Origin of the sequence: Helicobacter mehlei (assembly GCF_003660265.1) — a bacterium.
Taxonomy (GTDB): Bacteria; Campylobacterota; Campylobacteria; order Campylobacterales; family Helicobacteraceae; genus Helicobacter; species Helicobacter mehlei.
In genome coordinates this window covers 36,752-45,161 of the sequence record NZ_QXQP01000014.1, presented here as the reverse complement: position 1 = coordinate 45,161, position 8,410 = coordinate 36,752, and the positions used below count along the sequence as shown (strand labels likewise).

General features: G+C 44.3%; 7 protein-coding genes. 1 reads left to right on the top strand and 6 read right to left on the bottom strand.

The genetic code is table 11. The features are described from left to right. The 4 genes from EAO36_RS05715 to EAO36_RS05700 all read right to left on the bottom strand — a co-directional run. Positions 1 to 1,323, bottom strand: a 1,323-nt coding sequence (locus tag EAO36_RS05715) for a sulfatase-like hydrolase/transferase (RefSeq protein ID WP_120955828.1), incomplete at its 3' end; no start/stop codon positions are given. A 60-nt stretch (positions 1,324 to 1,383) separates the two neighbouring features. Next, a complete protein-coding gene (locus EAO36_RS05710; protein WP_120955827.1) occupies positions 1,384 to 2,235 on the bottom strand; it encodes a phosphoethanolamine transferase in 852 nt (283 codons plus the stop codon). After that, entirely contained in the window at positions 2,186 to 3,046 is an 861-nt protein-coding gene (locus tag EAO36_RS08950; protein ID WP_120955826.1) for a sulfatase-like hydrolase/transferase, read from the bottom strand. The genes EAO36_RS05710 and EAO36_RS08950 overlap by 50 nt, the downstream gene beginning before the upstream one ends. A gap of 9 nt (positions 3,047 to 3,055) precedes the next feature. Beyond that, entirely contained in the window at positions 3,056 to 4,756 is a 1,701-nt protein-coding gene (locus EAO36_RS05700) for an MBL fold metallo-hydrolase (protein WP_120948548.1), read from the bottom strand. A 122-nt stretch (positions 4,757 to 4,878) separates the two neighbouring features. On the opposite strand from EAO36_RS05700, the gene thrC reads away from it, so the two are divergent. Further along, positions 4,879 to 6,324 carry a threonine synthase gene (thrC, locus tag EAO36_RS05695; RefSeq protein ID WP_120948549.1) on the top strand — a complete coding sequence of 482 codons (1,446 nt, stop codon included), beginning with the start codon at positions 4,879 to 4,881 and terminating at the stop codon, positions 6,322 to 6,324. Here thrC and EAO36_RS05690 read toward each other — a convergent pair. After that, positions 6,321 to 7,178: a c-type cytochrome gene (locus EAO36_RS05690; RefSeq protein ID WP_120948550.1), complete on the bottom strand. Its 858-nt coding sequence runs from the start codon at positions 7,176 to 7,178 to the stop codon at positions 6,321 to 6,323. The two genes, thrC and EAO36_RS05690, sit on opposite strands and share 4 nt — an antisense overlap. Further along, positions 7,175 to 8,407, bottom strand: a complete 1,233-nt coding sequence (locus tag EAO36_RS05685) for a cytochrome b (RefSeq protein ID WP_120948551.1) — start codon at positions 8,405 to 8,407, stop codon at positions 7,175 to 7,177. The genes EAO36_RS05690 and EAO36_RS05685 overlap by 4 nt, the downstream gene beginning before the upstream one ends. Positions 8,408 to 8,410: the final 3 nt, after the last annotated feature.

Below are 8,410 nucleotides of genomic sequence, written 5' to 3'. Positions count from 1 at the left end.
TTGAAAGAGTTTAAAAATCTCTCCTAAAACATGATCGGTGTAATACAACGAATTGACATAATCGGCAATAATTTGCTTATCTTTGTCATTTTGGACATGCAAATCTTGATAGGGGATGTCTTTGGGAGTGAATTTGGCAAAGTCTTTGGGAAAGCGTCTGTTATAAATGGGGTGGCTACCAAATAGATGGAAAAGGATCAGATTTTTAGATCCCAGTTTGGGCTGGACTTGTTGGGTAAAAATGGGGATCACCCATTGATCATGGTGGGATAAAATGGCCTTGTAGGGCGTATCAGTAAAATACTTGTAGGCGAAGTTATAGGCAAGGGCGTTGTAAATATTGCTTGCCGCCATGCTTTCTTGGTTGTCAATCCAAAAGGTTTTGTAACCTGCCAAATTAAAGATCATGCCTAAATTTTTTTGCTGATACCAAGGGATCGTGTAGTTTTCCACATCGGAGTAATTTAGCAGAGTTTGGAAAGTGGGCAGAGTGTTGGCAAAAGCTGAGATGGTGTTTTTAAAGACAAATAAATTTTGCCGCCTTTCTTGTAGATCGCTTAAAAAGGGCGTATTGGGCACAGGATAACCATAGATTCCCATAAAATTACGCGAGGCACTCTCGCCCACAATCAAAACCACATTGGGCACGCTGTCGCTATCCACTTTAAGGTAATCTTTAGGGTAAGGCTGCTTGAGACTGGCATAGATGGTTTTTATTTGGGAATATTCATGGAGACTGGCAACCAATGCATAGACCTCTTTCACTATGGGCATGATTTGTGTCGGAATATTGGGGTTAATCAAGAATCCCCGCCCACCTTGCCCATAAAAAGCCCCTAAAGTATGCGCCCAAAAGAGCACAAAGAGCATGGCTAGAGTTTTAAAACTCTGTTTGGGGCTTAAAGACAATTTAAAACGCATATAGAACAAGAAGATGACACAAGTTGCCAAATAAACTAAGATAAAGCCCATATGGGGGAACACCATATCCATTAAAAACGCTTGGCTCTCCCTTGTGTTAGTGGCTAAGAGCGTGCCGACCAAGGAGGGTGTAAAGCCCATGTGAAAATAATAGGAGGCAAAAAAATCGATGAAAGTTAGGACCAAACTCACAACCAGCATGGCATTTTTTAGAAACTTGGCTAGGGCTTGGTATGGAATCAGACTTAATAAAAGATAAAAAACATAGAAAACCAAAAAGCTATAAAAAACCACCTTGAGCACATGCCAAAATGCCTCGCCCCATACCTGCACCTCTACAGAGAAAAAGCTTGCCACCACAGGGGCTAGCCACATCAGCCAAAAGCGGTTGTCTAAAACCATGAAAAACTCTTTTGTAGATTAGAAAACGTATCCTACAAAAAAGAACTTAGGTTTGTCAAGTCAGGGCTTTTTCTCATACAGCCGATCCCCACAATAAATTCTCTTTCTCTTGATATCAAACTGGGGGCTAAAGAGATTTTTAGATTCTAGATTATCTTTAGTGTGAATCCCCACGATGGGCAAAAGAGAGTGGATTAAATCATCGCTCATGAAGGGTTTATTGATAGCCTCTGCGATTTGTTTAACCTTTTGGGGATATTTTTGCTTGAAGGTGTCGGTAACATAAACTACAAATGGAATCTCTACGCCATAGGTTGAACAGCGGTGCGCATAGGTTGTGGAACTCTCAAAATTATCTTGGGCATGATCGGAGATGTAGAAAATGATCGCGTTTTTATCTTTGAAAAGATTAAAAATCTCTTTTAAAATATGGTCAGTGTAGTAGATTGAATTGACATAGTCAGCGACAATTTGCTTATCTTTGTCATTTTGGACATGCAAACCTTGATAGGGGATGTCTTTAATATGGAATTTGGCGTATGCAGGTGGGAAGTGCTCGTTGTAATTAATATGGTTGCCATATAGATGGAACAGAATGAAATTATGTTGCTTGAGTTGGGGCTGGATATGGGTTTTATAGGCATTGATGAGCACTTGATCGTATTGCCGGATTTGGAAATTGGTCCATAAATGGGCGGTAAAGATAGTTGGGTAGATGGTGTAAAGATTAGTGATGACGGGGCGTTCTTGGTTGTCTAGCCAAAAGGTTTGGTAGCCAGCCGCATTAAACACTGCCCCAAAACTTTTTTGTTCATACCACGGGGTGCTACGGTTTTCCACATCGCTATAGTTCAAGAGAACTTTAAGCGCGCGGTCTGTCCAGCCAAAAGGCGCAATGGTGTCCCGAAACACGAACAAATTGCGATCTCTCTCTCTCTCTCTCTCTCTCTGCTAAGCCACTTAAAAAGGGCGTATTGGGGACCGGATAGCCATAGAGATGCATAAAATTACGCGAGGCGCTCTCGCCCACAATCAAAACCACATTGGGCACGCTGTCGCTATCCACTTTAAGGTAATCTTTAGGTAGTGGTTCTCTGATGGCTTGCAAAATAGCTTGGTTATTGCCATATTCTTTCAGACTAGTATAAATGGCATGGCCCTCACGCATCAAGGGGATCACCCGCTCAATAGCTTGGTTGGTTCCCTGGGTTAGAGTCATCTCTGCCGAGATGATTCTAGTCGCATGCACCCCAATGCCCAGCATAAAGAGTGCTATTAAGGCGATGTGGGCTTTAGTGCTTAAAGGAACATGCAGGCGCGCAAAGTAGAGAAACAACCCACAAGCAACCAACGCCCCCAATAAAACCCCACCATGGGGGAGCACCATACTTGTTAAAAAATCATGACTCTCTTTAAGATTGGTGGCTAAGATCGTGTCGATGGTGCTAGGAGTCAAGAGCATATCAAAATAACGGGCCAAAAAGAAATGCAAAAAGGCAAAAAAAACGCTGATGAATACAAGTGTATTTTTAAGGATTTTGACCACAAGGGGGGATTTGATCAAAGCAAACAGGGCATAAAAAAGATAGAGCACCAAAAACCCATAAAAGGCAATTTTACTCTCAAAGGCGACCAAATGCTTAAACCCCTGCGCATAAGGAGAAAATAAGCCTGCAACAATGGGGGCTAGCCAGCAGAGTAAAAAGCGGTTGTCTAGAATCATGCAAAATCCTTAGACTAATTGAATCGTGTAGGGCTTGGAATCGGTGTAAAAATGGCTAAAATAACGCCAAAATTGGGCCTCATAAACATTGGGTGTACGCTGGATACGGCAATGAAAGCCCCTTAAAATCTCCTCAAAGGGTAAATGGTTTTCAACCACGCAAGCCAAAATCTCGCCCCTAACTTTGAGCACCATCACGCGGTAGCCTTGTTGCTTAGTGATGATGGCATTTGCCTCGATAATTTTAAAACTTTGGGTGGCAAAATCGGCCTGCACGATGGGGCCCACCACCTTTTCAAAAGAGCCATCAGTGGGCACAAAGGCTACGATCTGCTGGGCTTTATAGCCAGATAATTTCAGATAGTTTATGAGTTTGTTGGCATCATAAACAAAGGTGCGGGTGTAAAAATCCACATACCTTTGGGGCACATCTCTTTTGAGCACATGCACATCTTCACGCCACTGGATCAAATCGTTTTCTTTAAACTCTAAGGTCAAGGTGTAGTCCGGTTGTAGCCACACAACTGGGCTTTCTCTGTGGCTACGGGTGTAGGTGTCGCAAATTTGCTTACCATAATCAAGGGCATTTTTGGCATTGGCGTTTTGAACCTCCTGATCGCGAGCGGCCTCTTGGATGTAGGGCGTGGCGATGGGCATGACATAGGAGGCATTGGTGCTTTCTAAGAGCAACTCTAGTTGTTGCTTGAGTCCCTCTAAATGGTTGGTGTGCAATGCCTTTTTTTGTTCGCTATTGTAATTGTCGATACAAAAGGGGAACCCCGAGGTCGCGCCCGCAAAGGAGGTGCAAAGCAAGGTGAGATCGGTGGGGAGATTAAAGGTGTTGAGGTAATTCCCATAGGCATTGATGATCACATCATGCCCAGATAAGCACAAGTATAGCCCGCTCTCTTCTGAGCCATCGCCTGCCTTGAGGATACTGAATTGGAAAAAGGAGCTAAATTCATAGATTTCTTGGAATTCTAGGGTATAGATTTCGGTAAAGCCCAAACCTCTTAGGGCTTTTTCAATGCTCTTAGAGGCAAAGTTGCCGATTAAAAAGGGCTTGCTTTTGGGCACAAAGGCTAGGGTCTGGGGGTGCAGGCAACTGGAGCGATTAGAGGAGATAAAGATAAAATCGGCATTCACCAAGCAATGCACCGCTTCTTTACAGCTTGCCGTCTCTAAGTAGCCACTGCCCAAAAAGCTGGGACCTAGCAACCATGGATCGGTGACACACTTGATACCCCCAGCCTCAATGTGCAAACAAGCGTGGTTGAGCCAACGGATTTTAAAATCGCCCTTAAAGCTGGATTGGTAGGGGTTGGAGAGATCGATAGAAGTTTGGACATGCAAGGAACGCCCCTCGATGTGATATTTGAGGGGTTGTTTTCTATAGCCATTGTGGTAGGTCAAGGTCTTTAAATCCAAAGCCCAGTTACAATGGGGACAACCAGCAATCCCCTTGTTGTGCAGGAGTTTGTCACCTCTGTGGTTACAGGTTTTATCAATGATCCATTCCACTTCGGGTTTCTCGCCCAGTTTAACATGCTTTTTCATACTGACAATGAACTTCCCAATATCATTAATGCCCTCTAAGAGCCCCCGAACCGGGATGACCTCTGTATTCACCGAAGTTTCAAAAAGACCCACACGGCGTAACTTGATAGGGGGTTGGGGACTTTTTGCATCCTTAGGGGGATTGGCAGACATTATCGCTCCTATTTTTAGCAAGATGGGTAATTATACATCAAAACCTTTAGATATGGTGATTTTGCGCCAAACTTATTAAATTTTGGCTACACTTGCACCATCTCAAGCAAGAAGGATTTAGGGTGCTTTTAGTGGATAGCAGAAACCCCCAACAAACCAAGAGTTTTACACAGGCTTTATTAGAGCCCAGTAGCCCCACGGGCGGGCTTTTTAGCTTTCAAAATGTCCCTAATTTGGATTTTCAGGCTTACTTGCATTTGGATTACACTCAGCTAGCCCAAGCCTTGTTTGGGGTGCTTAGTTTAGATGTTGCGCCCGCAATTTTGCAAGAAGCCTTGAAGCGTTATGAGGGTTTTTCAGATATTGCCCCCCTAAAACATCTAAGCCCTACCCTCTATGTCCAAGAACTTTTGCATGGCCCCACTCTGGCTTTTAAAGACATGGCACTCCAGCCCTTTGGAATCTTGCTCTCACAGCTAGCCCAACAACGCCAAGAAAAATATTTAATTTTAGTGGCAACAAGTGGGGATACGGGGCCAGCCAGTCTGGCTAGCTTTGCCTCTTTGCCTAATACCTATGTGATTTGCTTCTACCCCGCTAGCGGAACAAGCCTAATCCAGGCCTTGCAAATGCAAACGATGGACGCGCCAAATTTAAAAGTCTTTGGAATCAAGGGCAATTTTGATGATGCTCAAAGTACGCTCAAAGTCTTACTCAAAGATACGGGTTTTAAAGCCATTTTGCAGAAACAAGGCTTTTTGCTCAGTGTGGCTAATTCGATCAATATTGGGCGCATTGTTTTCCAAATCATCTACCATGTGTGGGGGTATTTGGAATTGGTGCGCCACCACGCCCTGCACTATGGGCAACCCTTGAATATTCTTGTGCCTAGCGGGAATTTTGGGAATGCTTTGGGAGCTTTTTATGCTAAACAAATGGGCTTACCCATTGCTAAAATCGGGATTGTGTCCAATGCTAACAATGTCTTAGAGGAGTGGATCAAAACGGGGGTCTATGATATTAGGCAAAGAAGTTTGCTCAAAACCTACGCTCCAGCAATGGATATCTTAAAAAGCTCCAATGTAGAGCGGCTTTTATATGCCCTCTTGGGCTCCCAGCGCACCCTAGAGTGCATGCAAGCCTTAGAGCAAGAGCAAATCTACACCCTGCAACCTCAAGAACTACAAATCTTGCAAAAGCATTTCGAGAGTTTTAGCTGTGATGATGAATCTTGTTTAAAGAGTATTTTAGAAACTTACCAAAAATATGGCTATCTAGTCGATCCACACACGGCTACAGCATTGCATGCCTACCAACAACTCCAAACAGATTTGCCTTGCGTAGTGGTTTCTACAGCTTCATGGAGCAAATTTGCCCAAACCACGCTTTTAGGGCTTCAAGGCGTGGCTAGCACAGATGACAGACAAGCCCTAGAAATCCTAGCCACTCAGGGCATCACTCCACCCCAGCGTGTCAAAGAACTCTTAAACCGCCCCAAAATCCACACGGAGGTTTTAGAAACAGCCAGTGTTGCTAGCCAAATCCAAGTCTGGCTAGAAAAGCACTAATGGACTTCTCTCCACACCTTTTGTTTCCACAAATAAGCCAAGAAAGCCAAAACGGCAAAGAAAATCATGATCTTGATGCCCAATGCATCTCTTTGGGACTTTTTGCTATCCCCAGTCTTCTCTAGGTAGTGGATAATTTGCTCTTGGGCAACTTTGGTTAAGCCCACTCGAGGCATCGCCGTGCCGGGCAAGATTTTTTGTGGATCGTTTAGGAAAACTTCTAGCTTTTCATGCCCCATACTGCGGATCATCATCGATAAATCTGGTGCATTTGAGCCCAAATAGCGGTGTAAGTCTTTGGCATCTGTGAGCGCATAAATCTTGTCGTATTCGATGTTGTGGCAACGCTGGCAAGCCTGCGCAAAAACCTCTTTATCATCTAGCTTTTTGGGGGCGATGGACACCAAGTAAGCCACAATGTCAGCTAAATCTTGATTGCTAAACTGGGCAAAGGCGGGCATGGGATAGGGGTTAGCATCTTTGTATTTATGCGTGAGTTTGGTAGCTTGTGTGGGGTCTTTGATAAAATGGGCGATAAATTGGGGGTCTAGGACACTACCCACATGGGAGAGATCGGGGGGTACGACTCCAAAACTCGCCCCGGCACTGGCTACATCCATCGGGGCCGGTATTTTTTGATTCTCAATGCCATGGCAAGCTACACAATTTTGTGCCACCAAGTCCTTACCCTTACTCGCATCACCCTTGCTTAGATCAATGGGCTTTAAATCTTTAAAGCTAAAGTCAGCTGGGGCGACTTTGGGCTCCATAATGCTATGGGCATAAGGCTCAACCCCCCAGTAAAGCACGCCAATCACCACGATCAAAATCGCTAAGATCTTGAGTTCTTTCACTGGGCACCGCCTTTCTTCTCAGCCTTAGCAATTAGGGGCAAGACGACAAAGAAGAGCACCAAAAAGACAATAGAAGCCACAAAGCCTACATATTTGTTATTACCCACGGGGGGGAGCTTGCCATAAATGGTGAGCACGATCATATCCACGACCAAAACCCAAAACCAAATATTAAAGGCTTTGCGTTTGTGGGCGGGCTTGACAACCGGGCTATTATCCAAAAAGGGCAACAAGAAAAAGATCACCTGTGCGATCCCAAAGGCGACCAACCCCAAGTTACCATTAAAGAAAAAGCCTCTTAAAACCTCATAGCTCCATAAAAAATACCATTCAGGATAAATGTGGTGCGGGGTTTTGAGACTATCGGCACGCTCAAAATTGATCGGATCCATCGCAAACTCATAGTGATAGCACACGAGGTAAAAGAAAAAGACCATGAAGGCACAGACGACAAAAATATCTTTAGATAAAAACACGGGCCAAAAGGGAATGACTTTAGACTCCTTTTTTTGCCCCTCTTTGTATTTCTTCTCCTCAGCTTCAAAGTCAAGCACCTCGCCTTCTTGGTTATTGACATGGGGGATGCGGAGCGAATAAAAATGCAGACCGATGAGCATGATGATCACCACGGGTAACAAAAAGACATGCAACATGAAAAAACGGGTCAAGGTTGCATCGGCGACAACATAATTACCCCGAATCCACACCAAGAGATCGGGACCGATGAGAGGGATTTTGCCAAAAAGCTGGGTGATAACCGAAGCTGCCCAATAGCTCATCTGCCCCCAAGGTAGCATATACCCGCTAAAGGCTTCTGCACTAAAGGTAACAAACAAGAGCATGCCCCCAATCCAAATCATCTCCCGCCCCTTTTTATAAGAGCCATAATAGATCGCTACGAACATGTGGATATAGATGATCACAAAAATCATGCTGGCAGCTGTGGCGTGGATATGCCGCCACAACCACCCGAAAGCCACTTCTTGCATGATGGTGAAATTCACACTATCATAAGCTAATTTGGCATCGGGTTTATAATACATGAGCAAGAAAATCCCTGAGATCACCAGAGTTGCAAAGAGGGTGAGCAAAATCACCCCCATTGCCCATAAAAAGTTAATATTCTTGGGAATCCAATATTCTGTCATCAACACTTTAGCGAGTTTTTTAACCCCCAAGCGTTGATCCAACCAATCCACTACACCATCTGCTTTTTTGATTTCTGCCATCAC

What these genes read in the sequence shown, in the direction of transcription:
- EAO36_RS08950 (WP_120955826.1), bottom strand. Translation starts at nt 3,046, where the DNA reads ATGATTCTAGACAACCGCTTTTTACTCTGCTGGCTAGCCCCCATTGTT.
- EAO36_RS05700 (WP_120948548.1), bottom strand. Translation starts at nt 4,756, where the DNA reads ATGTCTGCCAATCCCCCTAAGGATGCAAAAAGTCCCCAACCCCCTATC.
- EAO36_RS05685 (WP_120948551.1), bottom strand. Translation starts at nt 8,407, where the DNA reads ATGGCAGAAATCAAAAAAGCAGATGGTGTAGTGGATTGGTTGGATCAA.